Annotated in this window: 25 protein-coding genes; 6 read left to right on the plus strand and 19 right to left on the minus strand. The window is 71.4% G+C overall.

Annotated features, from left to right (window positions below; genetic code table 11):
* Nucleotides 1-98: 98 nt before the first annotated feature.
* The 4 genes from MRBLMI1_RS15660 to MRBLMI1_RS15675 are packed head-to-tail and all read left to right on the plus strand — an operon-like array spanning nt 99 to nt 2,392.
* Entirely contained in the window at nt 99-680 is a 582-nt protein-coding gene (locus MRBLMI1_RS15660) for a DNA/RNA endonuclease G (protein ID WP_367734407.1), read from the plus strand.
* On the plus strand, nt 680-1,267 hold the full coding sequence (locus MRBLMI1_RS15665; RefSeq protein ID WP_367734408.1) for a hypothetical protein: 588 nt from the start codon (nt 680-682) through the stop codon (nt 1,265-1,267). The genes MRBLMI1_RS15660 and MRBLMI1_RS15665 overlap by 1 nt, the downstream gene beginning before the upstream one ends.
* Nucleotides 1,268-1,286: 19 nt before the next feature.
* Entirely contained in the window at nt 1,287-1,991 is a 705-nt protein-coding gene (locus MRBLMI1_RS15670; RefSeq protein ID WP_367734410.1) for an Asp23/Gls24 family envelope stress response protein, read from the plus strand.
* Entirely contained in the window at nt 1,988-2,392 is a 405-nt protein-coding gene (locus tag MRBLMI1_RS15675) for an MFS transporter permease (RefSeq protein WP_367734411.1), read from the plus strand. Before MRBLMI1_RS15670 ends, MRBLMI1_RS15675 begins: the two co-directional genes overlap by 4 nt.
* Nucleotides 2,393-2,424: 32 nt before the next feature.
* Here MRBLMI1_RS15675 and MRBLMI1_RS15680 read toward each other — a convergent pair whose 3' ends face one another.
* Nucleotides 2,425-3,303 carry an SDR family NAD(P)-dependent oxidoreductase gene (locus MRBLMI1_RS15680; protein ID WP_367734412.1) on the minus strand — a complete coding sequence of 293 codons (879 nt, stop codon included), beginning with the start codon at nt 3,301-3,303 and terminating at the stop codon, nt 2,425-2,427.
* A 52-nt stretch (nt 3,304-3,355) separates the two neighbouring features.
* Here MRBLMI1_RS15680 and MRBLMI1_RS15685 point away from each other — a divergent pair, with 52 nt between their 5' ends.
* Complete coding sequence (locus tag MRBLMI1_RS15685) at nt 3,356-3,976, plus strand: TetR/AcrR family transcriptional regulator (protein WP_367734413.1); 621 nt, start codon at nt 3,356-3,358, stop codon at nt 3,974-3,976.
* Nucleotides 3,977-4,022: 46 nt separating this feature from the next.
* On the opposite strand, the gene MRBLMI1_RS15690 is transcribed toward MRBLMI1_RS15685, so the two are convergent.
* From MRBLMI1_RS15690 to MRBLMI1_RS15740, 11 genes are all read right to left on the minus strand, one after another.
* On the minus strand, nt 4,023-5,480 hold the full coding sequence (locus MRBLMI1_RS15690; protein WP_367734414.1) for an NAD(P)/FAD-dependent oxidoreductase: 1,458 nt from the start codon (nt 5,478-5,480) through the stop codon (nt 4,023-4,025).
* 4 nt (nt 5,481-5,484) lie between these two features.
* A complete protein-coding gene (locus MRBLMI1_RS15695) occupies nt 5,485-6,804 on the minus strand; it encodes an aspartate aminotransferase family protein (RefSeq protein WP_367734415.1) in 1,320 nt (439 codons plus the stop codon).
* Between the two features lie 32 nt (nt 6,805-6,836).
* Nucleotides 6,837-8,351, minus strand: a complete 1,515-nt coding sequence (locus tag MRBLMI1_RS15700) for a CoA-acylating methylmalonate-semialdehyde dehydrogenase (RefSeq protein WP_367734418.1) — start codon at nt 8,349-8,351, stop codon at nt 6,837-6,839.
* 105 nt (nt 8,352-8,456) lie between these two features.
* Nucleotides 8,457-10,046, minus strand: a complete 1,590-nt coding sequence (locus MRBLMI1_RS15705) for a GMC oxidoreductase (protein WP_367734419.1) — start codon at nt 10,044-10,046, stop codon at nt 8,457-8,459.
* Nucleotides 10,047-10,159: 113 nt separating this feature from the next.
* Complete coding sequence (locus MRBLMI1_RS15710; RefSeq protein ID WP_367734421.1) at nt 10,160-11,659, minus strand: MDR family MFS transporter; 1,500 nt, start codon at nt 11,657-11,659, stop codon at nt 10,160-10,162.
* 128 nt (nt 11,660-11,787) lie between these two features.
* Nucleotides 11,788-12,768: a fumarylacetoacetate hydrolase family protein gene (locus MRBLMI1_RS15715; protein ID WP_367734423.1), complete on the minus strand. Its 981-nt coding sequence runs from the start codon at nt 12,766-12,768 to the stop codon at nt 11,788-11,790.
* Nucleotides 12,765-13,832 (minus strand): amidohydrolase family protein, encoded by a 1,068-nt coding sequence (locus tag MRBLMI1_RS15720; protein WP_367734424.1) that lies wholly within the window; start codon nt 13,830-13,832, stop codon nt 12,765-12,767. Before MRBLMI1_RS15720 ends, MRBLMI1_RS15715 begins: the two co-directional genes overlap by 4 nt.
* The gene (locus MRBLMI1_RS15725; RefSeq protein ID WP_367734425.1) at nt 13,829-14,962 is read right to left on the minus strand and encodes an FAD-dependent monooxygenase; all 1,134 of its coding nucleotides are present in this window, start codon (nt 14,960-14,962) and stop codon (nt 13,829-13,831) included. Before MRBLMI1_RS15725 ends, MRBLMI1_RS15720 begins: the two co-directional genes overlap by 4 nt.
* 34 nt (nt 14,963-14,996) lie before the next feature.
* On the minus strand, nt 14,997-16,010 hold the full coding sequence (locus MRBLMI1_RS15730; protein ID WP_367734426.1) for a cyclase family protein: 1,014 nt from the start codon (nt 16,008-16,010) through the stop codon (nt 14,997-14,999).
* Entirely contained in the window at nt 16,007-16,966 is a 960-nt protein-coding gene (locus tag MRBLMI1_RS15735) for a fumarylacetoacetate hydrolase family protein (RefSeq protein WP_367734428.1), read from the minus strand. The genes MRBLMI1_RS15730 and MRBLMI1_RS15735 overlap by 4 nt, the downstream gene beginning before the upstream one ends.
* Before the next feature lie 2 nt (nt 16,967-16,968).
* Nucleotides 16,969-17,985 (minus strand): VOC family protein, encoded by a 1,017-nt coding sequence (locus tag MRBLMI1_RS15740; RefSeq protein ID WP_367734429.1) that lies wholly within the window; start codon nt 17,983-17,985, stop codon nt 16,969-16,971.
* A 225-nt stretch (nt 17,986-18,210) separates the two neighbouring features.
* On the opposite strand from MRBLMI1_RS15740, the gene MRBLMI1_RS15745 reads away from it, so the two are divergent.
* Complete coding sequence (locus MRBLMI1_RS15745; RefSeq protein ID WP_367734430.1) at nt 18,211-19,485, plus strand: ROK family protein; 1,275 nt, start codon at nt 18,211-18,213, stop codon at nt 19,483-19,485.
* Nucleotides 19,486-19,609: 124 nt separating this feature from the next.
* Here MRBLMI1_RS15745 and MRBLMI1_RS15750 read toward each other — a convergent pair whose 3' ends face one another.
* The 7 genes from MRBLMI1_RS15750 to MRBLMI1_RS15780 form a co-directional block, all read right to left on the minus strand.
* Nucleotides 19,610-20,482, minus strand: a complete 873-nt coding sequence (locus tag MRBLMI1_RS15750) for a ThuA domain-containing protein (protein WP_367734433.1) — start codon at nt 20,480-20,482, stop codon at nt 19,610-19,612.
* 1 nt (nt 20,483) lies between these two features.
* Complete coding sequence (locus MRBLMI1_RS15755; protein WP_367734435.1) at nt 20,484-21,488, minus strand: sugar phosphate isomerase/epimerase family protein; 1,005 nt, start codon at nt 21,486-21,488, stop codon at nt 20,484-20,486.
* A gap of 14 nt (nt 21,489-21,502) precedes the next feature.
* Nucleotides 21,503-22,663 (minus strand): Gfo/Idh/MocA family protein, encoded by a 1,161-nt coding sequence (locus MRBLMI1_RS15760; RefSeq protein ID WP_367734459.1) that lies wholly within the window; start codon nt 22,661-22,663, stop codon nt 21,503-21,505.
* A 26-nt stretch (nt 22,664-22,689) separates the two neighbouring features.
* Nucleotides 22,690-23,106, minus strand: a complete 417-nt coding sequence (locus MRBLMI1_RS15765) for a C-glycoside deglycosidase beta subunit domain-containing protein (RefSeq protein WP_367734436.1) — start codon at nt 23,104-23,106, stop codon at nt 22,690-22,692.
* 115 nt (nt 23,107-23,221) lie between these two features.
* Nucleotides 23,222-24,280 carry a sugar phosphate isomerase/epimerase family protein gene (locus MRBLMI1_RS15770; protein WP_367734437.1) on the minus strand — a complete coding sequence of 353 codons (1,059 nt, stop codon included), beginning with the start codon at nt 24,278-24,280 and terminating at the stop codon, nt 23,222-23,224.
* Nucleotides 24,281-24,291: 11 nt separating this feature from the next.
* On the minus strand, nt 24,292-25,401 hold the full coding sequence (locus tag MRBLMI1_RS15775; RefSeq protein WP_367734438.1) for a sugar phosphate isomerase/epimerase family protein: 1,110 nt from the start codon (nt 25,399-25,401) through the stop codon (nt 24,292-24,294).
* On the minus strand, nt 25,398-25,805 hold the full coding sequence (locus MRBLMI1_RS15780) for a C-glycoside deglycosidase beta subunit domain-containing protein (RefSeq protein WP_367734439.1): 408 nt from the start codon (nt 25,803-25,805) through the stop codon (nt 25,398-25,400). The genes MRBLMI1_RS15775 and MRBLMI1_RS15780 overlap by 4 nt, the downstream gene beginning before the upstream one ends.
* Between the last annotated feature and the right edge of the window lie 19 nt (nt 25,806-25,824).

The following is a 25,824-nucleotide window of genomic DNA, read 5'->3' on the forward strand; positions in this document are numbered from 1 at the left end:
CTCCACACCCGCCTGACCCGCCTGTTCGGACGCGAGGTCTCCCGGGTAGACATCACCCTCACCGGGGCCACCACCCCGAAACGAAAGCGAGTGCGCTGATGACCGACACCACCCTCCGCACCGTCGTACGCCGCGAGACCCACTCGCCCCGCACCGGCGCCATGCTCACCGTCGTCATCCTCCTCCTCCTCGCCCTCGCCTACGCCGGCACCGAGATCGTCCTGACCCTCACCGGCCAGAACCCCCTCCTGATCGCCCCCGGCCCCGCCCTCCAAGCCGCCGTCGACGCGCCCCAGGCCCTCATGCCCGTCGCCTTCATCCTCGGCGGCGCCGTCCTCGCGGTCATTTCTCTCATCGTGCTGGTCGTCGCCGTCGCGCCGGGACGCCTCTCGCGTCACGAGATGACGCGTGGTGTGAACCGCGCCGTCGTCGTCGACAACGGGGTCATCGCCTCCGCCCTCGCGCAGCACCTCAGCAACGAGTCCGGCATCGCCCGCGACGACATCGAGGTCGGGGTCGCGCACCGCTCCGTCGACATCACGGTGCGCCCGCCTGTCGGCATCCCTGTCGACGAGTCCGAACTGCGCCGCATCGTCGACGCGGAGATCGGCACCTATGAACTCGTCCCACGCGTGACCACCCACCTCCGCATCACGCGTCCGAACACCGAGGAGTCCTGATGAACGCCACACGGCGCGGCCTGAACCGCTTCCTCGTCCTCCTCTTCGGGGTCGTGCTCCTCGGGGTGAGCGCCCTCCTCCTCGCCGTCGGTCTCCTGCCCGGCGGAACCGATGCCTGGACCTCCGTCGTCGGAGGATTCCAGGGCTGGCTCGTCGGCATCGGCCGCGAGAGCGCCGGGTGGGGCGCCGTCGCCGCGATCACCGTCCTGGCGATCATCCTCATCGTCATCGCCGCCTCCGCGATCCGCGGTCGTCGACCGGCACCGCTGCAGTCGACCGGCAGCGAGAGCACGGAGGGCCGGATCACGATCACCGACGGCTTCGCCTCGCAGGCACTGAAGAACGCGTTCGACGGACGGGACGAGATCCTCTCCGCCCGCGTCACCTCGGGCGAGGTCCGCAAGGAGTCGGTGCTGCACGTCGCGATCACCCCGCGGCAGAACACGTCCCCGCGGGAGGTCGCCGAGTACGCCGACACCTTGGTGAGCAACCTCGCCACCCTCACGGGCCGTGACGTCCGCACCTTCATCTCCATCCATTCGGGCCTGCGCGCCAAGCTGGCGCACGACAACACCCGCGTGAACTGATCCCCGGGAGGATCGCACCATGACCACCACCACCACCGCCCGCACCACCCTGGACGACGCCGCCGTCGCCATCTCCGACGCCGCCGCGAACGTCGACGGCGTCCACGCCCTCGGCGGAGTCCTCATGCGAGCCGCCGACGCGGTGCGTCAGCGCATCGGTTCGACGACCTCCGCACCGGGCGTCAAGGTGGACAAGGACCGATCGGGACACGTCACCGTGGCCGTCTCCGTCGTCGTGGAGTACCCCCACAAGATCCGCGACGTGGCGGACGCGGTCCGCGACGCCGCGCGGACCGTCGCCGCCGAGCTCGGCTCGAACAGCGTCGCGGTCACCGTGACCGTCACGGATGTCTTCGGACCGTTCGACACCGATCCCGTGGAGGCGGGCCAGGATGCCGTGGACGATGCCCTCACGGCGGCCGGTGACGCCGTGGACGACGCAGCCACCGCGACGCGCGAAGCGGCGGACGATGTCGCATCGGCGACGCGCGAAGCGGCGGACGACGTCGCATCGGCGACGCGGCGGGCGGTCGACGAGGCGGCCGAGGAGGACGGCAACGCTCCCCGCCGGTCGACGGCGGCCGATGCCGACCCCGACGCCGCTTCGAACAACGACGCGGCGGATGCGCACGACGTCGTCGCGGACGCCCTCGACGAGGTCGCCGACGACATCGCGGCGGCGGCCGATGACGCACGCGACCGCGCGCGTCAATCGGGCGCATGAGGACGGTCTCCCGCAGCACGCGACGGCCCCGTGGAGTGTTCATCGCCGCGGGCGTGGGCGTCGTGCTCGCGGTCCTCATCGGCCTCGGCCTGTTCTTGCCGCTGACGGGATTCCTCGCCGCGACGACGGCCGGAACCGCCGGGCTGATCCCCTTCCCCGTGGTGAGCGTGACGGTCGTCGCTCTCCTCGGCATCCTGCTGGTCGCCGGCGCGCTGCTCCTGGCACTGACCCGTCGGCGGGCGGGGTCCGCCTGGGTGTTCGCGGTGCTGGCCGTTCTCCTGAGCCTCGCGGTGACGGTCTACCCGCTCGTCGCCGTCGCCGTCGGTTCCGCCGACCGCGCGGGCGACATCGGGCCGCTCATCGTGGACCTCTGGACACGGCTCACCGGCGGCGGCGCGTAGCCGTCGGCCCTCACACCCGTCGAGGGCGGGGATCAGCGACGCGCGTCCGCCGCCGTCAGCTGCTCCGACGCGGTCCACAGCGCCGCCCCGAGCTCAGGGTCCTGGGCTTGTGCCGAGCTGCCGATGACCTCGGCGCCCCCGCGCATGTGCATCATGCGCTTCGGCCCGACGAAGGTGCCGCCGGGCAGGTCACCGGATGCCGCGAGCAGAGACGGCAGCGCCCCATCCTCCGCGTCCTGGCCGAACACCGGCAGCAGACGGTCCCAGACGTTCGGACGCTCCCCCGCGGGGCGGTCGTAGATGGCGGTCCGCACGAGTCCCGGGTGCGCCGCCAAGGCTCGGACGGGCGATCCGGCCCGGCGCAGACGCCTCTCCAGCTCGTAGGTGAAGAGCAGATTGGCGAGCTTCGAATCCGCATACGCCCGGCCCGACCGGTAGGTCCGGCGACGCCAGTCGAGGTCGGTGAGATCCAGCCGCCCCATGCGCTCCGCCTGCGACGCGACGGTCACGACGCGGTCCGTGATCCGCGGGAGGAGCAGCGTCGTCAGGAGGAAGTGGCCGAGGTGGTTCGTCCCGAACTGGAGCTCGTGCCCGTCCGCGGTTCGCTGCAGGTCCTTCGCCGCGACGCCGGCGTTGTTGACGAGGATGTCGATCTGCTCGTCGGTCTCCGCCGCGAACGCGTGAATCGTCTCCTGCCGCGCGAGGTCGAGCCGACGGACTCGGTGGAACCCCCGCACCCCGGGCAGGGCGGCCGCCACGGCGCGCCCCTTCTCGACGTCGCGGACCGCGAGGATGATCCGCGCCCCCGCGTCCGCCAAGGCCACGGCGGTCGCCCGCCCGATGCCGCTCGTACTTCCGGTGATGACGACGGTGGTGTCGGTCGCCGCGCGACCGGTGCTCTCAGGGGCCATGACGCTCAATGTAGACATTGTCTACATTGCTGTCAACGTCTACCCTGGGCGGATGACCGAGGCGGCGCGCTCCTATCACCACGGGTCGCTCCGCCAGGAGCTCGTCCGCGAGGGTCGTGCGCTCCTGATCGAGCAGGGTCCGCAGGCGGTGACCGTCCGCGAGCTCGCCCGGCGCGTCGGCGTCAGCCACGGAGCGCCCCTGCGGCATTTCCCGGACCGGGATGCCGTCCTGGATGCCATCGCGGCCGACGGCTTCGACGAACTTCGTGACGAGCTGGTCGCGGCCAGCGGCCCGGAGGACTTCCCGTCGCGCTTCGCCGCGTACGTGAGGGCGCATGTGCGGTTCGCCCACCGCAACGGACCCCTCATGCAGCTGATGTTCGCGACCCCCGCGGGCGGCACGCGCCCTGAGCGCGAACCGGCGGCGCAGACCTCGGCCGCCCGCTTCTTCGCGCTGGGAGCGGAGCTCCTCGGTGAGAAGGATCCGGACGCGCTGGGCCCGCTCCCCTATCTGCTCGCCGCCACCACCGAGGGCATCAGCGCCCTCACCGCGGCCGGGCGGATCCCCGCGGACCGTCTGGACGAGATCGTCGACGCCGCCGTGCAGATGCTCCTCCCGCTCGCCCTCCGGCAGCTGGGCGACGCCGAGCCCACGGGCGAGCGCGACGCCTGACCCGCGCCGGGCCTCGACCGGCTCCCCCTGACGGCCAAAACGGCGATCAGGAGTCGAAGCCCACGCCGAACAGGCCGGCGAGACGCAGGAGGAGGCCGTCCTTGCCGCCGTTCCGGTCGGACCGGGCGACCGCCCGCCGTATCAACTGGATCAGCGGGAAGGCGAACGGTTCCGGCGGGATCGGCACCGGCAGCCGGCGCGACATCCGCAGGCGGGTCCGTTCCGTGTCCCGCCCCTCGAGCAGGTCGAGCATCACCTCGGCGCCGAAACGCGTGGCCCCGAGCCCCAGGCCGGTGTACCCGGCGCTGTAGGCGACTCGTCCGTTCTTCGCCGCGCCGTGGAAGGCGACGAGCTGCGTCGACATGTCGATCGCGCCGCCCCATGCGTGCGTGAACCGAACCCCGTCGAGCGGCGGGAAGGTGAGGAAGAAGTGGTCGGCGAGCCGCTCGAACGTCTCCCGGCGCTGGTCCTGCGACGGGCGGACGCGTCGTCCCCGGTGGTAGACGGCGTCGTATCCGCCCCACAGGATCCGGTCGTCCGCCGTCTTGCGGTAGTAGTGAAACTCGCGCGACGAGTCCGCGATGCCGTGTCTCCCCGTCCACCCGATCGCGGCCAGCTGTTCGGCGGACAGGGGCTCCGTCATGAGGACGTAGTCGTAGACCGGTACGGTGAACAGCCGCAGGGCCGGGAGGAGCGACGGGAAGACGTTCGTCGCCAGGGCGACCCGGCGGGCGCGGATGACACCGTCCGGCGTGGTGACCTCCACCCGCCCGCTCCGCGGCGCACGCAGCCCCGTGGCCCGGGTGTGCTCGTGGATCCTCACCCCGAGCTTCTCGGCGACCCGCGCGAGACCGAAGGCGAGCTTGGCCGGATGGACGTAGGCGTGCTCGTCGCGGGTCAGCAGGCCGGCGCGGTACACCGGCGACGACGCGTACGCGTCCAACGCCTCCCCCTCGAGGTAGTCGCCCCCGCCGTCACGTGCGGCGTCGCGGAGCCCCGGCACCTGGTGGGGCTCCGTGGCGACCGTCAGCATGCCGGTCTCCTCCCACTCGGCGTCGATGCCGTAGCGCGCGATCGTGTCCCGCAGGGCGGTGAAGTTCTCCGTCGCGAGCCGGGCGAGCACATCCCGCTCGCGGGAGAAGTGCAGGGCGCCGTTCTCCTCGCCGTGGGTCAGGCTCGCCTCGACGAACCCGCCGTTACGGCCACTGGCGGCCCACCCCGTGCGAACGGCCTCGATCAGCACGACCTCCCGCTGCGGGTCGCGTTCCTTCGCGATGATCGCGGTCCACAGGCCGCAGAACCCGCCCCCGACGATGAGCAGGTCCGTCTCGTGCGCGCCCGCCAGGGGCGGATGGGGCACGGGGCCCGGCACGTCGTCCAGCCAGAACGGCACCGGCGCGGCATCCTTCAGGGACTCCTCGATGCGGCGGGGGTCCGTGCGCGGACGATGGCCGTACGCGGTCGGCGGGGTGCGCTCCCGCCGCACGGCACGCCCCCGCACCACGCGCTCAGCCCTCGTGCGCCCGGAGGACGTCGGCGAGCACGTCGAGCCCGCGATGGGCGTCGGCGTCCTCGATCACGGCGGGCGGTACGACGTGAACGCGGTTGTCGGCGAAGAACCCGAGGACGCCCCGGTCGAGCATCGCGGCCTTGATCGCCCCCATGTCCGCGGCCGCCAGCGGCGCGCGCGTCACCGGGTCCGCGACGAGCTCGACGGCCCAGAAGACCCCGCGTCCGCGCACCTCGCCGACCAGCGACGACTCCGCGGCGAGCGCCTCCAGGCGGGGCCCGATGACCTCGGCGCCGATGCGACGCGCGTTCTCGACGATGCCCTCGTCCGCCATGGCCTGCTGCGCGGCGACGATGGATGCCGCGGCGAGCGGGTGTCCGGAATAGGTCAGACCCCCGGGGAAGACGCGGTCGTCGAACACCGCCGCGATCGGGTCGGAGATGACCACGCCGCCCACGGGGACGTATCCGGAGTTGACCCCCTTCGCGAAGGTGATGAGGTCGGGCCGGACGTCGAACGCGTCGAACGCGAACCACTCGCCGGTGCGGGCGAAGCCGGCCATCACCTCGTCGAGGATGAGGAGGATGCCGTAGCGGTCGGCGATCGCGCGGACGCCGGCGAGGTACGCCGGCGGCGGGACGAGGACGCCCGCGGTGCCCGGGATGGTCTCGAGAAGAAAGGCCGCGATGGTGTCCGGGCCCTCGGCCTGGACCGTGCGCTCGAGATGCCGGAGGGCGCGCTCGCATTCCTGCTCCGGGGTCTCGGCCCAGAACTCCGAGCGGTACAGGTAGGGCCCGAAGACGTGGACGTGACCGCGGGAGTACTCGTTCGGCATCCGTCGCCAGTCACCGGTCGCCGTGATGGCCGCTCCGGTGTTGCCGTGGTACGAGCGGTAGTGCGACACGATCTTGTCGCGCCCGGTCGTCAGGCGGGCCAGGCGGATGGCGTTCTCGTTGGCGTCCGCTCCGCCGTTGGTGAAGAACACCTTCGAGAAGCCCTCGGGTGCACGCTGCAGGATGAGCTCCGCGGCGTGTGCGCGGACGTCGTTGGCGTGCGCGGGCGCGACGGTCGTCAGGGTCGCGGCCTGCTCCTGGATCGCCGCAACGACCCGGGGGTGCTGGTGCCCGATGTTGACGTTGACGAGCTGGCTCGAGAAGTCGAGGTAGCGGCGGCCGTCCTCGTCCCACACCTCGACGCCGGAGCCGCCCGCGAGGGGCAGCGGGGCCAGCGCGCGCTGCGCGGACCACGAGTGGAAGACGCTGCGGCGGTCGCGCTCGCTGACGGACGCGTTGCGGGGGGTGTCCAGGGGCAGGGCCATGGGGTGCTCCGTTCTGTGGCGGGCGGACGCGATCAGGCGTTCTGGGGGAAGCCGAGGTTGATGCCGCCGTGGGTGGCGGGGTCGAGCCAGCGGCTGGTGACGGCCTTCTCACGGGTGAAGAAGTCGAATCCGTGGGTGCCGTACGCCTTGGCGTCTCCGAACAGCGACTTCTTCCATCCGCCGAAGGAGTGGTAGGCCACCGGGACGGGGATCGGCACGTTGATGCCGATCATGCCGACCTGTACCTCGTTCTGGAAGCGGCGGGCGGCACCGCCGTCGTTGGTGAAGATGGCCGTGCCGTTGCCGAATTCGCCGCTGTTGATGAGGGCGAGCCCGTCCTCGTAGGACGCGACGCGGACGACCGACAGGACGGGACCGAAGATCTCCTCGGTGTAGGCGCGGGACGTGGTCGGCACCGCGTCGAGCAGCGTGGGCCCGAAGAAGAAGCCGTCCTCGTGCCCGTCGACGGTGAATCCGCGACCGTCGACGACGACGCGGGCTCCGTCGGACTCGGCGGTGTCCACGTACGACGACACCTTGTCGCGGTGCGCGGCGGAGATGAGCGGGCCCATGTCGGGCTCGTCGGCACCGGCGCCGTTGCCGATGCGCAGCGTCGCGATGCGCTCCTGGACCTTCGCGACGAGCTCGTCGGCGACCGGCTCGACGGCGAGCACGACCGAGATGGCCATGCACCGCTCCCCCGCGGCACCGAATCCGGCGTTGACGGCGGAGTCGGCGACGAGATCCAGGTCGGCGTCGGGCAGGACGAGCATGTGGTTCTTCGCCCCGCCGAGCGCCTGCACGCGCTTGCCGTTCCGGGCCGCCGTCTCGTAGATGTACTGCGCGATGGGGGTGGAGCCCACGAACGAGATGGACTGGACGATCGGCGACGCGAGCAGGCCGTCGACGGCGACCTTGTCGCCCTGGAGCACGGTGAACACCCCGTCCGGCAGGCCCGCCTCCTTCCACAGGCGCGCCACCCAGAGGGATGCCGACGGGTCCTTCTCGCTGGGCTTGACGACGACGGCGTTGCCCGCGGCGAGGGCGATGGGGAAGAACCACATCGGCACCATCGCCGGGAAGTTGAAGGGGCTGATGATCCCCACGACGCCGAGGGGCTGCTTCAGGGAGTACACGTCGACCCCGGTGGAGGCGTTCTCGGAGTACGCGCCCTTGAGCAGGTGGGGGAAGCCGGTGGCCAGCTCGACGACCTCCTGCCCGCGGAGGATCTCGGCCATGGCATCCGATCGGACCTTGCCGTGCTCCGCGGTGATGATCTCCGCCAGCTCGCCCTTGCGGGCGTTCAACAGCTCGCGGAAGGCGAAGAGAACGCTCTGCCGCCGGGCGATGGAGTAGCCGCTCCACTCGGCGAACCCGCGCTCGGCCGAGGCGAGGGCCGCGTCGACGTCCGCCTGGTCCGCCAGGGCGACGTGCGCCTGCACGGCGCCGGTCGCGGGGTTGTAGACGGGAGCGGTGCGGTCCCCGGCACCGGTCGTGGCGGCGCCGTCGATCCAATGCGCGATGACGGGGAGCTCGTTGTCGGTCATGCGCCCAGTAAAGACGCCGTATCGCGGGCCGCGCACTGCCATCTCGTCCAGGGGGCGGGCGCGGCGCCGACACTTCGTCGTGACGGCGCCGCGCCCGCGGCATCCCTATCGCGCGAGCACAGCCGATGCCGCGCGCAGCTGCGCCGCCAGTCGCCGTGCGCCCCGCACCGCGATCGCCACGCTCGTCAGCGTCGGGTTCATCGTGTTGGCGGTGGGGATGAGCCCGTTGCCGCCGACGACGAGGTTGTCGAAGCCCCAGACGCGTGAGTACGGGTCGGCGACGGAGGTGGCCGGGTCGGTGCCCGCGCGCATCGTGCCCATGTAGTGCAGGCTCGAGCCGTTCGGCAGCAGCCGGGGCTCCGCGACGAACGTGCCGAGCGCCTCGCCCGCGCGCCGCAGGCGCTCGGTCGCCTCCGCGATCTCCTTCTCCTCGCGCTCTGTCAGGGCGTACTCGATCGTGAAGTTGGGCATCCCGCGGTAGTCGAGCTCGTCGTCCGAGAAGGCCACCCCGTCCTCGACGCGCGGGAACTTGCGGACGCCGAAGCCCATGTTCACATAGCCCCAGTGGTTGCCGGCGGCGGGGTGATCCGGGTCGAGGGCGAAGGGCGGTTTCTCCGCGTACATGATCTGCGCCGAGTAGGGGTGCTCGGGCTCGGAGAAGGGGATGCGGTTGACCGCCGCGACGGGATCGGCGGCGTTCTTCGCGCGGCGCGCCAGCTCGGCCTCGAACTCCTCCGGGCTCACCAGCGCCGCCATGCGCTCGTCGTCCAGGGCGACGGTGCTGATGACGACGTGATGCTCGGTCAGGTATCGCCCGAGGGGGGCGGGACGGATGCCGGACGCCCAGAGCAGCTGCGGAGAGCGGAACGCGTCCGCGGCCACGACGACGGCGTCGACCGGGACGACGGTCTGCTCGCGCGTGCGCAGGTCCTCGACCAGGACGCCGCTGACGTGGGTCCCGTCGTGCTCGATGCGGCGCACGAACGTCAGGTCGCGCAGCGTGAACCGCGCGGCGACGTCGGTCCCCTCGGCGATGAGCGGTCCCAGCACGGTGTCGGCACCGGCCCAGCGCATGGATCCGTCCGGCTGCGGGTCGCCCGCGACGGGCAGCGTGCCGACGCCGTACCCGTCCGGCAGCTCCGCGCCGAACTCGCGGTCGAGGAGCGTCCGGATGGCGGCGCCGATGGGCGAGTCCGCGAACGCGGCGCTCTGGTGGTGCAGCAGACGCTCGGCGGTGGAGATGAGCTGTTCCCACTCGTCGTCCGCGATGAAGTCGAGCTTCTCGCTGAACGCCGGGCGCGGGATGGCGCACGTCCAGTGCGACCCCTGTCCGCCCACGTTGGTCGCGCCCGCCGCCGCGGGGAACGTCGGCGCGTGCGCCGACCCCTCCCCGCCGAAGTCGAGCAGGTGCGTGCCCTGCCGCGCGGTGAACATCCCCTCGACCACGGCCCCGGCCGGGAGGCCGAGGGACTCGCGGAACGCGCCGGCCTGCGGGCCCTGCGACCGCTCGCGGGCACGGGCCTTCTCGTCCGGGTCCGCGATGTTGCGGACGCTCTCACCGGGACGGTCGGTCACCTGCGGGCCCGCCTCGAACATGATGACGCGGGCGTGCGGGAGGGTCTCGAGCAGCACGCGGGCGTAGGCGGAGCCGATGGGCCCGCTGCCGACGACGGCGATGGTGGGGTGGTCGGACATGGTCTCTCCTTCGAGCTTCGGGACGGCCGTGACGGGACGGCGATGACGGGTGGGCGGGTCGGGGGCGGGTTCGGGGTCGGGTGGACGGAGCCGGGTGTCGACGGGCTGGCGGCTCAGGCGGGCTGGCGGTCCACGTCGGACGGCTCCGCGACGGCCGCGGGGGCCTCGTCCGAGAGGCGCCCGGCGGGGAGCAGGAGCGCGACGACGACGCCGCAGGCGTAGACGATCGAGAGCCCCAGGAAGACGGGCGCGAACACGTCGTGGTAGACCACGGCGATCTCGTCCTGCACCGCCGCCGCGGCACCGCGCGCCACGGCGGGGGTGAGGGTGTCGGCATCCAGTCCCTCCGGAAGCCCCGCGGCCACCCCGAAGCCGACGACGCCGCCGATGACGGCGGTCCCGACGGCCGCGCCGATCTGCCGGACGAGGTTGGTCGTGGCGGTGACGGCGCCCAGGTCGGCGCGGGCGGCCGCGCTCTGCACCACGGCGAAGATGAGGTTCATGAAGCCGCCGGTGCCGATGCCGACGGTCGCCATGACGATCATCGGCACCCAGAGGGGCGCCCCGACCGGCAGCGTGGACATGACCGCGAGCCCGGCCGCGCCGAGCGCCGTCCCGACCACCGGGTAGACCCGGTACCGGCCGGAGCGGCTGACGAGCCAGCCCGTCAGCAGGTTGCTGACGAGCATGCCCAGCACGGTCGCGATGGGGACGAGACCCGACACGGTGGCCGACGTGCGGTACGCCATCTGGATGTAGGTCGGCACGTACGCGACGACCGCGAACAGTCCGGCGCCGATGATGAGCGAGAGCCCGAGGCAGGCGAGGATCGTGCGGTTGCGGAGGATCCGCGGCGGCAGGATCGGTTCGACCGCGCGCCGCTCGATGAGGACGAGGGCCAGGATGCCGATGACCGCGACCGCCGCGCAGAGGAGCGCCGTGGGGCGCAAGATGCTGTCGCCGATCCAGGTGACCGCCAGCACCACGGCGACGAGGGTCCCGGTGAAGACGACGGACCCGGCGACGTCGAAGCGGGGGTGGGCCCCGCCGGGCAGACGGGGCACCGCGATCGCGGCGAGGACGAGGGCGGCCACGCCCACGGGGATGTTGATCCAGAACACCCACGACCAGCCCCAGAAGTCGGTGATGAGGCCGCCGACGACGGGACCGACGACGATCGCGACGGGGAACGCCGTGCCGATGACGGCCATGTAGCGCGGCCGCTGACGCGGACTGGTGACGCGGGCGATGATCGTCTGCGACATCAGCTGCAGCCCCGCCGAGCCGAGCCCCTGCAGTACGCGCGCGGCGATGAGCCAGCCGAGGTCGGGGGCGAAGCCGCAGGCGAGCGAGGCGACGAGGAACAGGACGAGCGCCGAGAGGAACACACGGCGCGGACCGACGATGTCGCCGAGCTTGCCGAGGACGGGGAGCATCACGGTGGCCGCGATCGTGTAGCCGACCATGATCCAGCTCATGTGTTCGAGCGCACCGAGCTGGCCGGCGATCGTGGCGAGCGAGGTCGAGACCACCGTGTGGTCGAGGGCGCCGAGGAACGACACCGACAGGAGGGCGGCGACGAGGATGCGCAGACGCGCGGGGGAGAGTGACATGCGTGGGGCGCCCGTACGACCGGGCGATCGACGCGACCGGATGTGCCGCGACGGCTCCCTCACCGCGCGAACGGGCTGCGAGAGCCCCGACGTCTCCTCCATGATAGCCGACTTATGTTGAAAAGCAACTAAAGCGAGGAGCGGGTCCGGGACCGCGGGCGCTGCCGGGCGGGCAGGACCGAGGGGGCCGCAACCCGCTCGCCCACGACGTTGACGACCTCACCGACACCCTCGATCACCAGCCGTACCTCGTCGCCCGGCTCGAGCGGCGGCGGGTCGAGCCGCCCCCGGCGCCCCCACAGCTCGCCGAGACACCCGCCGTTGCCGACGGTCCCCGAGCCGAGCACGTCGCCGGGGACGACGATCGAGTTCCGAGCGGCGTAGGCCACCAGCTCGGGGAACGGCCATCCCATGTTCGACACCAGGTCCTCGCCGATCAGCTCGCCGTTGACGAAGAGCTCGGCACGGACCGCCAGGAAGCCCTCCGCGTCGACGAACGGCGCGAGCTCGTCGGCCGTGACGATCCACGGCCCGAGCGTCATCCCGAAGTCCTTGCCCTTCGCGGGCCCGAGCCGCACCTTCATCTCCCGGGACTGCAGGTCGCGGGCGGACCAGTCGTTCATCACGGTGTAGCCGAAGACGTGGGATGCCGCGGCGGTGGCATCCAGGTTCTCCCCGTCCGAGCCGGGCACGGCGCCGATCACGACCGCCAGCTCCAGCTCGACGTCCAGGCGCTGCGTCTCGGGAATCGGCACGACCTCCCCCGTCGCGCGGACGGTGTGCGGATTGGTGAAGTAGAACGTCGGCGCCTCGTACCACTCGGGTACGACCTCGCTCTTGCCGTCGACGGAGGCGCTGACACCCTCCACGTGCTCCTCGAAGGCCACGAAGTCGCGGATCGACGCAGGCACGAGCGGGGCGAGCAGCCGCACCTCCGCCAACGGCCGGGAACGGGCGTCCTCGCGCCGCGCGAACAGCGCGTGGGCGGCATCCAGGCCCTGCGCCAGGACCTCCGCGACCCGGAGGCCGTCGGGGAAGGGCACGACGTCGTGGCCGACCACGAACCCCTCCCCCACGTCCGCGCCGTCGACCCAGCGCGCGATCCTCACGCGTGCACCCGTGTGCGCAGCAGCTCGGCGGCATTGCCGCCCAGGATGCCGGCGGTCTCGGCATCCGTCAGCCCCGCCCCCCGGACGAAGGCGACCGGGTCGTCGAGACCCATGTCGAACGGGAAGTCGCTGCCGAGCAGCACCCGGTCCGCGCCGGCCGTCTCCACGAGCCAGCGCAGCGCCCGCTCGTCGTGCACGACGGTGTCGAACCACAGCTTCGCCAAGTACGTCGACGGGGCGTGCGCGCAGCCGTGCGCCTCGGGGCGCACCGCCCACGCCCGATCGGAGCGCCCGATCGCCGTCGGAAGATACCCGCCGCCGTGAGCGGCGACGATGCGGAGCCCCGGATGCCGGTCCAGCACGCCCGCGAAGATGAGATGCGACAGCGCGACGGCGTTCTCCGTCGGCTGGCCGACCGTGTTCGACAGGTAGAAGCGGTCGAGCCGCTCGTCCAGCGAGCAGCCGAAGGGGTGCAGGAACACGACCGCGCGCAGCTCCGCCGCCCGCGCCCAGAAGGGCTCGAGCCGCTCGTCGCTGAGCTCGACGTCGCCCGCGAAGGAGGAGATCTCCACGCCCGCGAGACCCCGCCCGAGCACGGCGTCATCGAGCGCGTCGACGACGAGATGCGGGTGCTGCAGCGGCACGGCGCCGAGGCCGACGAGGCGGTCGGGCGCGAGCGCCACATGCTCGGCGATGAGGCGGTTGGCCTCCCCGGTCGTCCACGTCGCGAGACCCTCGTTCGCCCACGGGTAGAAGTGGTTCGGCGACGGGCTCACCCACTGACGGTCGACGCCTTGCGCGTTCATCGCGTCGAGGCGCGCGGCCACGGACGTGAGGCGGGGGAAGCGCTCCCCGATCATCCGGCCGGACGCCTGCAGGCTCGCGAGGCCGTTGCGCCGAAGCTCGAGGTCGGCGGCCGCCTGCACCTCCTCCGGCACCCGCCGCTCGACCTCCGCGTGCAGAGCGGGCATGAGCAGGTGCGCGTGGACGTCCGTGACATCGCCCCCGCCCCGCGTCCCGGCGTCGGTCTCGGCCGGCCGGACGTCGTCGACGATCCCGGTCATGCGCGGGCCGCCGTCAGCTGCGCCACACCGAACATCAGACCGCCCATGTCGGCGTCGCGGACGCCGTCGAGCTGCCACTGCCCCAGCTGCACGGAGGCGTCGACGATGGCCTTCGCGCGCGCGACCCGGCGGTCGTGGAACTCGTCCCAGAGCTGCTGGTCGACGGCATCCCGGGTCACGAGCAGCTCGCTGAGCACCGCCGCGTCCTCGAGGCCCTGGGCGGCGCCCTGCGCGATCGTGGGCGGGCAGCTGTGTGCGGCGTCGCCGATCACGACGGCGCGGCCGCGGTTCCACGGGGCGTCCACCAGGTGCCGCGTGAACCACGTGTAGTTCGCGTCGGCGCCGGCCTCGATGTCGGCGCGGATGTGGTTCCACGGGCCGTCGTAGGCCCGGGACTGCTCCACCATGATGTGCCGCGCCTCCTCGGGCGAGACCTGCGAGCGGTCCTGCGCCGCCTCCACGAGGAACGCGTACATGGTGTCGTCGCCGGTGGGCGTGTAGCCGGCGATGTACATGGGCCCGCCGTAGTACAGCTCGCTGCGGTCGACGTCGGGCGGCAGCGACACGAACGTCCGCCAGATGCCCATCCCCGTCTGCTCGGGGGACACATGGATGCCGATCATCTCGCGCACCGCGGAGTGCAGGCCGTCCGCGCCGACGAGCAGGTCGAACGTCCCCGCCGGCTCCCCGTCGACGTCGATGGCCACGCCGTCGCCGGTCTGCTGCACGCCCGTGACCCGGTGGCCGAAGTGCACGCGCGCACCGTGGGACTCCGCGGCATCCAGGAGGATCCGGGCGAGGTCAGGACGGGACATGCCCATCGTGGAGGGGTAGTCGGGGCCGCCGGTCTTCAGGTCGGGCAGGGCGGCCACCACGGGGGCGCCGGGGCCGGGAGCGCGCAGGTTGAGCCCCTCGAAGGCCTTGCCGGCGGCGGCGACCTCGTCCCACACGCCGAGCTCGTCGAACACGCGCAGCGCATTGCCCTGCAGCGTGATCCCGGAGCCGCGCGTGGTGAGCGCGGGCTGGGCGTCGTAGAGGTCCACCTCCACGCCGGCCTTCGCGAGGAAGATGGCGGTGGCGAGTCCGGCGACACCGGCTCCGGCGATCGCGACTTTCTGGACGGCGGTCATGTCAGAACCTCTCTGTTCTGGGATGTGGGGGGGGTTAGAGGAGGGCGACGGGGTTCACCGGCGAGCCGACGGCCCCGGTGATGGGGAGCGGGGGCGCCGAGAGGAGGAACTCCCACCGGCCGGCCGCCGCACAGGCCTCGGCGAGCACGTCGAGGTTCCACATCTCGCCGATGGTCAGGCCCAGGTTCGGGATGACGACCTGGTGCAGCGGCTGGAACGCCGGCACGTCGAACTCGTTCGGCCGCACCTCGAAGCCCCAGGTGTCGGTGGCGATCGCGGCGATCTCGGTGCGGTGCAGCCAGCCGGCGGTGGTCAGCGAGAGCCCGGGCGCCGGGCCGCCGGCGTAGTCGCCCCAGCCTTCTCGGCTCACGCGGGTGAACTGGCCGGTCCGGACGAGCACGATGTCGCCGCGGCCCACGCCGACCCCCTGCGCCGCGGCGCACGCGTCCAGGTCTGCGGCCGTGATGGCGTACCCGTCGGCGAGCTCGCCGCTCGCGGGAGCGAGGTGCCGCCCCAGGTCGAGCAGCACGCCGCGCGACACGATGACGGATGCCGCGTGCTCGATGCCCGTGACGAGGTCGCCGTCGCTCGTGACGACGTCGCCCGCCCGCCGCCCGTTCCAGGCGTAGCCGTGGTCGAAGATGTGGCCGAGGCCGTCCCACTGCGTCGAGCACTGCAGCGGCATCGCGATGACGTCGTCGGCCCCGCCGATGCCGTGCGGAAAGCCTTGGCTGCCGCGCTCGGCATCCGTTCCCGTGTCGGTCATCGTGTGCACCGGGTTGGTGCGCCGCCGCCAGCCCTTCTGCGGACCGTCGGTGTCGAAGCGCTGCGAGAGCGAGACCGAGACGCCGTCCCGGACGAGGGCCGCGGCCTCGCGCCGCTTCGCGGCGTCGATGAGGTTGAGCGTGCCGAGCACGTCGTCCTCGCCCCAGCGCCCCCAGTTGCGGAAGGCCTCGGCGCGGGCGGCGATCTCGGCCTCGGGGTTCTGCCGGTCGAGGTCGGCCGGGTCCTCGGACGGGAGGGTCCCCTGCGCCTGTTCGAGCGTCACTTCGCCTCCTCCGCGACGCACCGGACGACCTGCGTGCCGAGGGCGCCGATGGTCCCCGTCATGACATCCCCGTGGCGCAGGAACCTCTTCCAGTGCTGCCCGTTGCCGGCCGGGCTGCCCGTGAGCAGCAGGTCGCCGGGGAGGAGCGGATGGGTCTGGGATGCCGCGGACACCAGGGCCGCGACGTCGAACAGCAGGTCGGAGGTGTTGGCATCCTGCATCACCTGCCCGTTCAGCTCGAGGCGCACCGCGGTGTCGGACGGGTCGACGAAGTCCGCCGGCACGAGCAGGGGACCGGTCGGCAGGAACCCGGGCGAGTTCTTCGCCCGGTACCAGTCGGTGCCGATCTCCTTCATGTCCTTCCGGAACACGAGGTCGCGCGTGGTGATGTCGTTGACGATCGTGTAGCCCGCGACGTGGTCGAGGGCGTCCTCCCGCGAGACGCGGAACGCCTCGCGCCCGATGACGACGGCGAGCTCCAGCTCCCAGTCGTGCACCTCGCTGTACGCCGGGAGCACGAGCGGCACGTCGTCGCCGACCACGCACGCGGTGAGTCCGATGAAGAAGTACGGCTCGCCGCTGCGCGCGCGCTCGTCCATCATGTCGGCGGCGAACGCGCGCGCCTCCTCCGGCGTGCGGTCGGTGTTCTGCGTCAGGCCCGCGGCCACGAGCTCGATCACGTGCTGCCGGTAGTTGGCGCCGGTCTGCAGGACCTGCCGCGGCTCGACGGGAGCGGTGAGCGTGACGTCGGAGAGGGGATGCCACTGCCCCGGGGCGTCTTCCCGCCCGGAGGCGAGGGCGGCGAGGCGTTCCCAGTCGGGGTCGGCGAGGAAGGCGTTGAGACCGCCCCCGAGCTCGTCGGCGTCGAGCGGGCGGATGCGGTCGCCGGCCACGAGGCCGACGCGCACGGCATCCCCGTCCCGGAAACGGGCGAGAGCGTAGGGGGCGGTCGTCATCGTCAGCCCCGGCCCTCGACGGCGTAGGGGTTGAGCAGGGCGTCCTTGATCTCGTCGGGCACGCCCTCCTCGGTGGCGCTGGGGCCGTCGGCGGGCGGGAAGGACTCGGTCATCGACATCGGCATGCGGCCGTTGCGGTAGAAGTTGTTCGATCCCTGCGACGGCTTCCACGTGTTGGCCTCCCAGTCGGGCACGTAGTTGCGGTACCCGCCGGTGTTGAGCTCGATGCGCAGGCTCGAGGGCTCGCGGTAGTAGAGGAACGTCTGCTCGCCGATGCCGTGGATGTTCGGACCGTACTCGATCGGGATGCCGTTCTCCATCAGGGTGTCGGCGGCGATGAGCAGCTCCTCGCGGGTGTCGACCCAGAAGGCGTAGTGGTTGATGCGGCCGTCGCGGCTCGAGCCGTCGAGCACGACGCCGAGGTCGTGCGACTTCTCGTTGGTGGTCAGCACGGAGAACACCGAGACCGGCGCCTCGTCCAGCACGGTGCGGGCCATGAAGCGGAAGCCGAGGGTGTCGACGTACCACTGCACGAACGCGTCGACGTCGCGCGCGGCGATCGTGACGTGGTCGAGCTGTCGCGGGGCGCCGGCGACAGGACTGCGCTTCTCGGGCCGGTCGGGGTAGATCGAGGCGGTGTGCGGCTCGGCGCGGTGACGCTCGACGTCCCAGTGCAGGGTCATGTCGTGTCCCTGCGGTCCGGTGAAGCGGAAGGCCCGGCCGATGCCGCGGCCCTCGATCCACTCGCCGTCGATGCCGGCGGCCTGGACGCGCTTCGCCGCCTCCTCGAGCGCCTCGGCCGAGGACGTCCGCCAGGCCATCGTCTCGAGGCCGGGCTCGTCGCCCTTCACGACCACGACGGAGTAGGCGTAGTAGTCCCCCCAGCAGCGCAGGTACACGCGGCCGTCCTCGCGCGCGACCTCGGTCAGACCGACCTGGTCGACGTAGAAGCCCACCGACGCCTCGACATCCGGGGTCGTGATCGCGACGAACGACAGATGAGAGAGAAGCTTGATCATCTTCGATCCTTTCGGTGAATCGGGTCGTTCCGACTCTTCTTCCACTATCCGACCGAAGTCCGTATCAGGGAAGCCGATCGTGTCGATGCCGCACATCGGTGTCGCTTATCCGGGCCACGGCCACTGTGGGCCACTTCCGCGTCATTGAAGCATAAGACCATCGTTTTCGGACCATTCGGGTCGTCGGATCGCCGTCGCTGACGGCCGCTTATGTGAAGATCGAGCATGGCCAACGTGTCCACCCTCCGTTTCGGCGCTCAGACCGACGAGGTCACCAGCCTGCTGCGCATCGTGAACATGGTCCGATCAGGTGAGGCGGTCACCCGGCCCGAGATCGGACGCGTCACCGGCCTCGGTCGCGGCGTCGTCGCGCAGCGGATCGATCGCGCGGTCGAGATGGGCTTCCTGGAGGATGCGGAGTACGCCCCGTCCTCGGGCGGCCGCGCCCCCCGAACCCTGCGGTTCCGCGCGGAGCGGGGACGGATCGTCGTCTGCGCGCTCGGCGGTCTGCACATCCACGTCGGCATCACCGATCTCGACGGCGAGATCCTCGACGAGGCGCACCGCGCCTGGGACATCTCCGAGGGCCCCGAGAAGACGCTGCGCCGCGCCACGACGATGGTCGACGACCTCCTCGCCGCGGGGGACGGGACCCCGGTGTGGGCGATGGTGGTCGGCCTCCCCGGCCCGGTCGACTTCGAGACCGGCCGTCCCGTCGCGCCGCCGATCATGCCGGGCTGGAACGGCTTCGACGTCCGCCGTGCGTTCGAGGAGCGCTACGACTCCCCGGTCTGGGTCGACAACGACGTGAACCTCCTCGCCGCCGGCGAGCGCGCGCGCCGTCGGGAAGACGGTGTCGACCTCATCTACTGCAAGGTCGGCACGGGCATCGGCGCCGGGCTCGTCTCCCGCGGCCGTCTGCACCGCGGCGCCAATGGCGCCGCCGGCGACATGGGTCACGTCCGCGTCCCGGGCGTCGAACACGTCTGCCGGTGCGGGAAGACGGGCTGTCTCGAGGCCGTCGCCGGCGGATGGGCGCTCGTGCGCGACGCCCGCGCCCGGGTCGCGGACGGAGCGACCGGCATGCTGGCCGACATCGCGGCATCCGGCTCCGAGCTCACCCCCGAGGACATCGCGATCTCCGCCGAGCGGGGCGACCCGCTCGCGATCTCGCTCATCCAGTCCAGCGCGCGTCAGGTCGGCGAGGCGATCGCCGCCCTGGTCAACATGTTCAACCCCGGGATCATCGTCATCGGCGGCGCCGTCGCCTCCACCGGCGAGCTGTTCCTCGCCGAGGTCCGCCACCGCGTCTACGAGCTCTCCCTGCCGCTCGCGACCCGCGACCTCCTGATCAAGACCTCCGAGAACGACCGCAGCGAGCCCGTCCGCGGGGGCGTCGACCTCGCGCTCGAGCAGCTGTTCGAGGTGTCGCTGCCCCGGTGGTTCGCCGAGGGCCGCCCCACCGTCGCCGCCGTGCACGGCACCCCCGCCGTCAGCTGACGCCGCGCGGGCGTCGCCAGGGCAGGCGACGGGGCGAGGACAGGCGGATCTCCCCAGGATCCACCTGTCCTCGCCCCGATGCCCGTTCCCCGCGCGGCGGCGCCTCAGCGCCGCCGGCCCACTGTCAGCCCTCGCCGTTGTAGTACGGCCACGGGTTGATGCGCCGGTCTCCTCGGCGGTCCGGTCCGGTGAGCGTGACCTCGCCGGTCGCCGCCCACTCGACCCCGCGCGGGAACATGCGGATGAACTCGATGCGGCGGAACGTGTCGATGTCGTGGCCGATGGTGATGGTGAACGACCGCCCCGCGCCGTACTCGTTGATCCACGCGAGCGGCTGGTCGGTGTTGATGCCGGGCAGCTCAGCGATCCCGCCCTCCGGGATGTCGACCGGATAGTGCGACATCGGCCAGACCGGCGCCTTCTCGTACGCCTCGAGGTCGTCGAACGTCGTCAGCAGCACCTGCGCGCCGTCGTACATCTGCACGCCGACGAGGATGTCGTCTCCCGTGACGGTCCAGGTCGCGTTGATGCCCTCGGTGATGGGATGCCGCGGCTCGGCCGTCCGCAGCAGCGCCTCCCCCCACGGGCGGGGCCGCAGTCCGGTCTCCCAGGCGCTCAGCTTGGCGCCGCGCATGACGTTGTACTCCTCGGGGTAGCCCCAGCGGTCCTCCTGCGCGGCAGAGCCGTGGAACCAGACGATGCCCTTGCCCTCGTCGTGCACGAAGCGGAGGATCGCGGCATCCGTCTCCTCTCCGAATCCGACGGCCGTGTCGTGGTAGCCGTCGCGTCCCTCGAAGATGACGATCAGCACGTCGTACTTGTCGATGACCGCGGCGGGAAGTCCCCGGGGATCTTCGACGACCCGGACCTTGAAGCGCCCGGTGTCCTCCAGCAGCGTCGTGATCCACTGGTTGTGCTGCCGGAAGCTGCGGTGGGCGTTGTCGTGCTCGATGGTCATGTGCCCCGAGAGGATGAGCACGTTCAGAACGTCGGTCATGTCAGTCCTTGCGTGAGAAGGCGGCGTCGAAGAGCTGGTGGGGAGGGGTGATCCGTCCGAGCCGGCGCACGAAGGCAAGGGCCTCGGGACCGCCGACGAGGCGGTCCATCCCGGCGTCCTCCCACTCCACGCTCGTCGGGCCGTCGTAGCCGATCGCGTTCAGGGCGCGGAACAGCGGCTCCCAGGGCACGTCGCCGTGGCCGGTCGACACGAACGTCCACCCGCGGCGCGGGTTGTCCCACGACAGGTGGGAGCCGAGGACACCGTTGCGGCCGTCGAGGTTGGTCGTGGACTCCTTGCAGTGCACGTGGAAGACGTGGTCGGCGAAGTCGAGCACGAAGGCCACGGAGTCCAGCTGCTGCCAGACGAAGTGGGAGGGGTCGAAGTTGAACCCGAAGCTCTCGCGGTGGCCGATCGCCTCGAGCGTCCGCTTCGCCGTCCAGTAGTCGTAGGCGATCTCGGACGGGTGCACCTCGAGCGCGAAGCGCACGCCGACCTCCTCGAACACGTCGAGGATGGGATGCCACCTCTCGGCGAAGTCCGCATAGCCCCGCTCGATCATGGCGTCGGAGGCGGGCGGGAACATCGCGACGTACTTCCAGATGCTCGACCCGGTGAAGCCGGTGACCGTCTTCACGCCGAGCTTCGCTGCGAAGCGCGCAGTGTCCTTCAGCTCCTCCGCCGCGCGCCGGCGCACGCCCTCGGCATCCCCGTCGCCCCACACGCGGGAGGGCACGATGTCGTGGTGGCGTTCGTCGATGGGGTCGTCGCAGACCGCCTGTCCGACGAGGTGGTTGGAGATCGTCCACACCTTCAGGCCGTGGCGCTCGAGGATGTCGAGCCGGGACTGCACGTAGTCGGCGTCGTCCCAGCGGGAGACATCGATGTGATCTCCCCAGCAGGCGATCTCGAGACCGTCGTAGCCCCACTCGCCGGCGAGACGGGCCACCTCCTCGAAGGGAAGATCGGCCCACTGGCCGGTGAACAGGGTGATGGGGCGCGCCATGGGGCTCCTCCTCGTCAGGCGACCGGGACGCCGGCGGCCACGCCGGTCCAGGCCGAGTCGTTGTCGTTGCTGCGCTCGACCGCGTCGATCACCCGCTGCACGGCGAGCCCTTCGTCGAAGGACGGGTGCGGGTCCGTGCCGGCGTCGATCGCGTGCACGAGATCGACCACCTGATGGGTGAACCCGTGCTCGTACCCGAGCATGTGGCCCGCGGGCCACCACGCCGCGACGTAGGGATGCTGCGGCTCCGTGACGAGGACCTGCGTGAAGCCCTGACGCCCCTCGGGCGCGGTGCGGTCGTAGAACCTCAGGCTGTTGAGGTCCTCGAGGTCGAACACGAGCGCCCCCCGGTCGCCGGACACCTCGATCGTGAGGGCGTTCTTCCGCCCGGTCGCGAAGCGCGTCGCCTCGAACGCGGCGAGCGCGCCGTTGGCCAGGCGTCCCGTGAAGATGGTCACGTCGTCGACCGTGACCGCGCCGTAGCCCTCGCCCGCGGCGCCGGAGAGACCGGAGCCCGCCGCCTGCAGCGGACGCTCCTTCACGATCGTGTCGACGGTCCCCGACACCCGCTCCACGCGCAGGCCGGTGACGAACTGCGTCATGTCGATGATGTGCGCGCCGATGTCGCCGAGCGCCCCGGATCCGGCGTGCTCCTTCTGCAGACGCCAGGCCAGCGGCATCCCGGGATCGACGAGCCAGTCCTGCCGGTACGCCGCGCGCACCTGCTGGACCGTGCCGACGGCGCCCTCCGCGATCATGTCGCGCAGCAGCGTCACCGCCGGCACGCGGCGGTAGGTGAAGCCGACCATCGACCGGATGCCACGGGCCCGGGCGCGTTCCGCCGCCTCGGCCATCGCCTCGGCCTCGGGCACGGTGTTGGCCAGGGGCTTCTCGCAGAGCACGTGCTTGCCCGCCTCGAGGGCGGCGATCGCGATCTCGGCGTGGGACTCCCCCGGGGTCACGATGTCGACGATGTCGATGTCGTCGCGCGCGACCACATCGCGCCAGTCCACGGCCGACTCCGCCCAGCCCCATTTCGCGGCGGCGGATGCCACGGCATCCCGGTTCCGCCCCACCACGACGGTCATCTCGACCGCGCGCGGCAGGTCGAACATGCGCGGCGCCTGGCGCCAGCCGACGGAGTGGGCCGCCCCCATGAAGCCGTAGCCGATCATGGCCACCCGCAGGGGCCGGGCGGTGGTCACGCGAGCACCAGCTCGCGCTCGACGGGGACGCGGTTGGTGACGTAGCGTCCGGGGCCGCCGTCGACGCCCGGCATGATCTGCATGTAGAGCAGACGCATGGTGAGGACGACCTCGACGGTCGTCTTCTCGCCGGCGGCCGGCGGGGTGTCGAGGTGGATGAGCACGTCGGGACGGTCGGCGACGAACCACAGCGTCTCGGACTGCTCGGGCAGCTCCTCGACGCGGTACTCGCGGCCCTCGAGCGAGAACCGGAGGTCGCCCTTCGGCACGTCGACGCCGTTCACGCGGACGGCGACGTCGTCGACGGCCGACAGCCAGAGGCTGCGGTACCAGGGCAGCTGCACCGAGACCGCGAGGCCGTCGTCGGTGCGACGGACGTCCTTCTCGGCGAAGAGGGAATTGTGAGTGGCCATGGTGACTCCTAGGCGAACGTGTCGGTGAAGCGGTCGTGCGCCACCGGCGGCACGGGGTCGAGCTTCTGGGTGGTCTGGGGGCTGGAGGGGTGGTTCGTGATCCGGGGCGCCCTGCTCACGCCGGCTGCGCCGCGCCGGGGGTCGTGACGGACTGCTCGGCGACCGTGTCCTCGATGGCCGCCCGCATGAGGGCGTGCTGCTTCTTGACCAGGTCGATCGGGTCGCTCTCGCCCAGGTCGCTGAAGGCGTGGCCCTCCCACTCGCTGGAGAGGTACCCCTCGTACCCGCCGAGCACGAACTGCTTCACGATCCGCGGGATGTCCATGGCCGGCTCTTCACCGTCGGGGCCGATGTCGTAGAACTTCGCGTGCACGTGGAAGATCTGCGGCATGATGTCGAGCCACTCCTCCGGCGGCACGAGACCGTGCATGTTGAAGGCGAGACGCGTGAAGGGCCCGAACCGCAGGAAGTCGACGCCCTCACCGGACAGGTAGTCCTCGAACTTCTGGTTGCGGACATGCATGGGCGTCGGCCCGTGCCAGATCTCCTCCATCACCGGGAAGTGCTTCTCGTCCATGCCCATCTGTCCGAGCGTGCGCAGGAGCGTCGGCGACAGGGAGTGCATGGTCGAGGAGAAGTCGGCGGTGAACCCCAGCCGGTCCGACTGCAGCTCGTCGTACATCTCGCGGATCTGCAGGACGTGCGGGTCGTTGGGGCCGGACGGCGCGTGGATCTCGTAGCCCAGCTTCTGGTCGTACTTCTCGGCCAGGGGCAGGAGGCTGCGCAGCAGCTCCTTGCCGTGGGAGCGGATCACGATCCTCCTGAACCCGAGGGTATGGGCGGCCTTGAGCTGGCGGGCGAGGAACTCGTGCTCCTCGTCGGGGGTCATGTCGCGCGTCTTGATGCGACCCATGTCGAGGTTCGTCCCGACCGCGCTGGCCTCGAGCCCGTACTTCTCGAGCGAGTCGAACCAAAGCGTGACGAAGTCGGCGTCGACGTCCGGGTAGGAGCGCAGCAGCTGCGCGAAGTTGAACTCGACCCCCGGGCCGATGCCCTGGTCGTGCACCTCTTTGATGAGGGTCTCGGGAGTGTACTGACCGGCGGCGAACTCGCTGGTCATGGAGTAGAGGGTGGTCCCGAGCTTGATGCCGGTCCCGGCGATGCCATCGCTCATGAGGGGTCCTTTCAGGCGCGCACGGCGTGCGCGAGGTGGGTGTCGAGGATGCGGCGGGCCTCCGCGGCATCCGTGATCATGCGGGAGCCGGCCTTCTCGGCGGCGGCGCGCTGGATGACCTGCTCGCCGCGGATGATCTCGAACGGGCTCTGCCAGTGGTTCCAGTGCCAGCCCTCGTACTCGCTCGAGACGGCGCCGCTGTAGCCGTTCTCGACGAGGAGCGTGATGAGGTCGGCGACCGGAACCGACGGCTCGTTCCCGTTCTCGTCGATGCCGAAGAACTTGCCGTGCACGTGCCTGATCCAGGGGAAGATCTCGAGCCAGTCGTCCACGCGGGCGGGACCGAACAGGCCCGTGCCGTTGATGCCGAAGTCGATGCCGAGGTCCGGACGCCCGTACTGGTGGCCGAGGCCGATGAACCGGCCGAAGCGCTGGCCGTGGTCGGCCTGGTCGGCGGGCGGGCCCTGCTCGTAGTACTCGTCCCACAGGGCGACGACGGCGGACAGGAGCTCCTCGGAGGCCCCGCGGCGGCGATAGGCCTCGATGAGCGAGGGCGCGAAGCCCGAGACGGTGGCGCCCCAGTCCATCGTGAAGCCGAGGAAGGGCGAGCCGACCTTCTCGTAGCGGTCGCGCAGCGCCAGGATGCGCGGGTGCGAGGCGTACTGGTCCGCGTGCACCTCGAGGGCGAGGGTGACGCCGTGCTCCTCGGCGATGGGGGCCAGCGCCTCCATCGAGTCGGGCGTGAGCGAGATCTGCACACGGGCGATGGGGAACCCGAGCTTCGCCGCGGCAGCGATCTGCCGGCGCATGTAGGCGATGAGCTCGTCCTGGCCCATGAGCTTGTCGGGGCGCAGCCCGATGTCGGCGTTGACCGCGAGGGAGGTGCGGACGAGTCCGACCTCCTGCACGAGGTCGTCGAACCGGCCGGCGAAGTGGTCGTCGATCTCGGGGAACCCGCGGAAGCTGGAGAACCCGATGATCTCCAGGCCGGGCCCGAACCCCTCGGCGGCGGTCTTGCGGATGAGCTGGTCGAGATCGTATTCGCGGCCATGGAACGCGCGGGTGAAGCTGTAGAGCGTGACGCCCTGGATGGGCGTGCCCTTCGGGGCGGAGTCGGTCATGCGCGGGCCTCCTCGACCTGGCGGACGGTCATCGTCTTCGTGTCGTGCTCCTCGATGTGGAGCACCTGGTCGTCGGCGATGATGATGTACGGGATGTAGAGCTCGAGGTCGACCCGGACCTCGTGCTCCCCGGCATCCATCGCGATGTCGCCGGAGAGGACCGCCGAGTCGGTCGGGAACCACCACTGCGCGGTGTTCGTCTTCATCTCGGCGAAGGTGAGCTCCTCACCGTTCATCTCCCACCGCAGCGACTCCGCGGGGGCCTCGACGCCGTCGACGGCGAGCCGCGCTCCGGAGATGCAGGATGCCGGCAGCGCCCGGTACCAGGGCAGGCGCACCTCCACCGACGCGCGCCCGCCCCGGGCGGTGAGCGTCCCCTGCTCGATGATGCGATCCGGGATCACGATGACCTCCTCGTCGGTG

It is taken from the genome of Microbacterium sp. LMI1-1-1.1, assembly GCF_040815675.1.
Taxonomy (GTDB): Bacteria; Actinomycetota; Actinomycetes; order Actinomycetales; family Microbacteriaceae; genus Microbacterium.

Bases quoted from the DNA above. Each gene is read 5' to 3' on its own strand.
- MRBLMI1_RS15660 (WP_367734407.1), top strand. From the start codon at position 99: ATGACCGACACCACCCTCCGCACCGTCGTACGCCGCGAGACCCACTCG.
- MRBLMI1_RS15665 (WP_367734408.1), top strand. From the start codon at position 680: ATGAACGCCACACGGCGCGGCCTGAACCGCTTCCTCGTCCTCCTCTTC.
- MRBLMI1_RS15670 (WP_367734410.1), top strand. From the start codon at position 1,287: ATGACCACCACCACCACCGCCCGCACCACCCTGGACGACGCCGCCGTC.
- MRBLMI1_RS15675 (WP_367734411.1), top strand. From the start codon at position 1,988: ATGAGGACGGTCTCCCGCAGCACGCGACGGCCCCGTGGAGTGTTCATC.
- MRBLMI1_RS15680 (WP_367734412.1), bottom strand. From the start codon at position 3,303: ATGGCCCCTGAGAGCACCGGTCGCGCGGCGACCGACACCACCGTCGTC.
- MRBLMI1_RS15685 (WP_367734413.1), top strand. From the start codon at position 3,356: ATGACCGAGGCGGCGCGCTCCTATCACCACGGGTCGCTCCGCCAGGAG.
- MRBLMI1_RS15695 (WP_367734415.1), bottom strand. From the start codon at position 6,804: ATGGCCCTGCCCCTGGACACCCCCCGCAACGCGTCCGTCAGCGAGCGC.
- MRBLMI1_RS15700 (WP_367734418.1), bottom strand. From the start codon at position 8,351: ATGACCGACAACGAGCTCCCCGTCATCGCGCATTGGATCGACGGCGCC.
- MRBLMI1_RS15705 (WP_367734419.1), bottom strand. From the start codon at position 10,046: ATGTCCGACCACCCCACCATCGCCGTCGTCGGCAGCGGGCCCATCGGC.
- MRBLMI1_RS15710 (WP_367734421.1), bottom strand. From the start codon at position 11,659: ATGTCACTCTCCCCCGCGCGTCTGCGCATCCTCGTCGCCGCCCTCCTG.
- MRBLMI1_RS15720 (WP_367734424.1), bottom strand. From the start codon at position 13,832: ATGACCGGGATCGTCGACGACGTCCGGCCGGCCGAGACCGACGCCGGG.
- MRBLMI1_RS15725 (WP_367734425.1), bottom strand. From the start codon at position 14,962: ATGACCGCCGTCCAGAAAGTCGCGATCGCCGGAGCCGGTGTCGCCGGA.
- MRBLMI1_RS15735 (WP_367734428.1), bottom strand. From the start codon at position 16,966: ATGACGACCGCCCCCTACGCTCTCGCCCGTTTCCGGGACGGGGATGCC.
- MRBLMI1_RS15740 (WP_367734429.1), bottom strand. From the start codon at position 17,985: ATGATCAAGCTTCTCTCTCATCTGTCGTTCGTCGCGATCACGACCCCG.
- MRBLMI1_RS15745 (WP_367734430.1), top strand. From the start codon at position 18,211: ATGGCCAACGTGTCCACCCTCCGTTTCGGCGCTCAGACCGACGAGGTC.
- MRBLMI1_RS15750 (WP_367734433.1), bottom strand. From the start codon at position 20,482: ATGACCGACGTTCTGAACGTGCTCATCCTCTCGGGGCACATGACCATC.
- MRBLMI1_RS15755 (WP_367734435.1), bottom strand. From the start codon at position 21,488: ATGGCGCGCCCCATCACCCTGTTCACCGGCCAGTGGGCCGATCTTCCC.
- MRBLMI1_RS15760 (WP_367734459.1), bottom strand. From the start codon at position 22,663: ATGATCGGCTACGGCTTCATGGGGGCGGCCCACTCCGTCGGCTGGCGC.
- MRBLMI1_RS15765 (WP_367734436.1), bottom strand. From the start codon at position 23,106: ATGGCCACTCACAATTCCCTCTTCGCCGAGAAGGACGTCCGTCGCACC.
- MRBLMI1_RS15770 (WP_367734437.1), bottom strand. From the start codon at position 24,280: ATGAGCGATGGCATCGCCGGGACCGGCATCAAGCTCGGGACCACCCTC.
- MRBLMI1_RS15775 (WP_367734438.1), bottom strand. From the start codon at position 25,401: ATGACCGACTCCGCCCCGAAGGGCACGCCCATCCAGGGCGTCACGCTC.